Source organism: Commensalibacter sp. A3DC (genome assembly GCF_047307945.1).
GTDB classification, from domain to species: Bacteria; Pseudomonadota; Alphaproteobacteria; order Acetobacterales; family Acetobacteraceae; genus Commensalibacter; species Commensalibacter melissae.
On record NZ_JAXOQA010000116.1, the window covers coordinates 1 to 1,953 of the forward strand.

A 1,953-nucleotide genomic window follows, 5' to 3' on the forward strand; every position below is an offset into this window, starting at 1 on the left:
TAAATTTTTTGGGATGATACTTTGTTTGAAATTGAAGCAATAATAATAAAAACTCGCTAATCTAAAGAATTGTAACAAAATAAAACAAAAGATATAAATTTCTTTTTTATTAACTGATAATTTTTTCATAATATCAAAACATGATAAAATTACAAAAAAACTCAATATTTTTGGGAAATGTAAATTATACAGAATAACTTATTGAATGGCGGAGAAGGTGTCCGACGAATTAAACAAATAACAAATTGATAAATAAAATAAATTTAATATTTTTATCTTATTTATACCCCACATTATACCCCGAAATGAAAAAGCTTGTTTTTTTTATTTTAAAGATATTTTAGAAGCCTATAAATGCTTATTATTTTGAATAATAAAACATATAAATCCTAACAATCAATGGCCTGCTGGAAACGGTCGATATTCTTTTGCCAATCCGCCTTGCCCAACGCCGTATTGTAGTACTTCTTGTGATACTGGGCCATCGCTGTTGCATTCCTGGAATCTGGCAGTATCTCCCTGATCCGGATATAGAAAACGCGGCACATGGCCGCGGCAAAGAAAAGGTTTCCTGTCAATGTCTCGGGTTTCGGAATCCCCCTGTTGTCCAGGTTAAAATCACCCGCGATATGCATTAAAAGACTTCTTAGCGGTTGCCTTCTCGCATTGTTGAGATAATTGTCCCAGATATCGTGATAGGTCGCGGGTTCCATCTGACATGGCCCCAACGCGGGCCCCTTGCCAAGCTGCCTGAGATATGTATAGTTGCATGCATATCCCTCCACCAGAAAAGTTCCCGTTACCTGATTGATCGCCCTCTGTCCACCAAGATTTATATAGTTCAGTGCTGGTGTTATCACCTCATGTTTCAAATGATTAAGATAAATTCCACCTGTGGTTTTTGTCATACTGGTTTTTCCTTTTTAAAACGAGAAGCGGATAATAAAAAACCCACCGCAATGGGTGGGTGACTGAAGTTTTACTGTTGTAAAATAATAATTTTAATTATATGAATTCAACCTTATCAATTGATCCAGGTCGTCGATATTGCATTGTATTACTTTGGCTAATTCATTTTTTTCATAACCTAATTTATTCATATAAAAGTTTAAGACTTTATTCAATAATTTAGGTTTGCTTTCCTTTAAACCGTTTTCTTGACACATCAAGAGTTTTTCGCCAAATCCTGACAATCACATAGCTGGCATGAAAGACCATATTTGAATAAAGAATTTTACCTTGACCAAAAGAAAAGAAATTTCTTCATCTATTTTAAAAACCAAACATAAGCTTGATGCAAGGCGGCAACTTTTACGGAATAATCAGTTCCTAATAGGATAAATTAACAAGATTTTCAAATCTGATTTAAATGAAGACCAAAAAAAGAGGCACCATAAACAAACTTTTACAAACCATTATTTCAAAATACAACATCAATATACAATCAAATAATGACGCTCCTTTTTCTGATAAAATTCTAAAAGGAAACTTACAAAATGTTACCCATACACGTGAAGAAATTAAAGGTTGATTTAGTAAAGCTAAACTCCAATTATATGCAATGTAAGGCAATTTCTGAAATTTCATATTTGTAATTGACTTATCTTCATCTTTTGCGAGACAGAAAAATTCATTCTCAACTGAAACTGCAGAATGTACCATAAATCCACATCTTTATTTAAAAATGAATTAAATTAATAATTTGGATAGGTATAATTTTACTGACAGTAAATAACATTGAATGTCATTACAACATTACGTGATATTTTATAACAATAAAACGAATTTATCCATCAATATTAGTTTCTTGAACTAATATTATTTTTAATACGTAATAAATAAAAATATTCAAGCTACATATAATATTTAAACTGCCGCTGGTCCAAGTTTAACCCTTGGATGCTGCTTTGACATAATTCTGAATAATTATGAACTCCAACCAATCCATAATAA

General features: G+C 31.7%; 1 protein-coding gene. It reads right to left on the bottom strand.

Going from position 1 to position 1,953, the window contains the following annotated elements:
- Nucleotides 1-389: 389 nt before the first annotated feature.
- Nucleotides 390-908 (bottom strand): hypothetical protein, encoded by a 519-nt coding sequence (locus tag U0839_RS08710; RefSeq protein ID WP_413550503.1) that lies wholly within the window; start codon nucleotides 906-908, stop codon nucleotides 390-392.
- Between the last annotated feature and the right edge of the window lie 1,045 nt (nucleotides 909-1,953).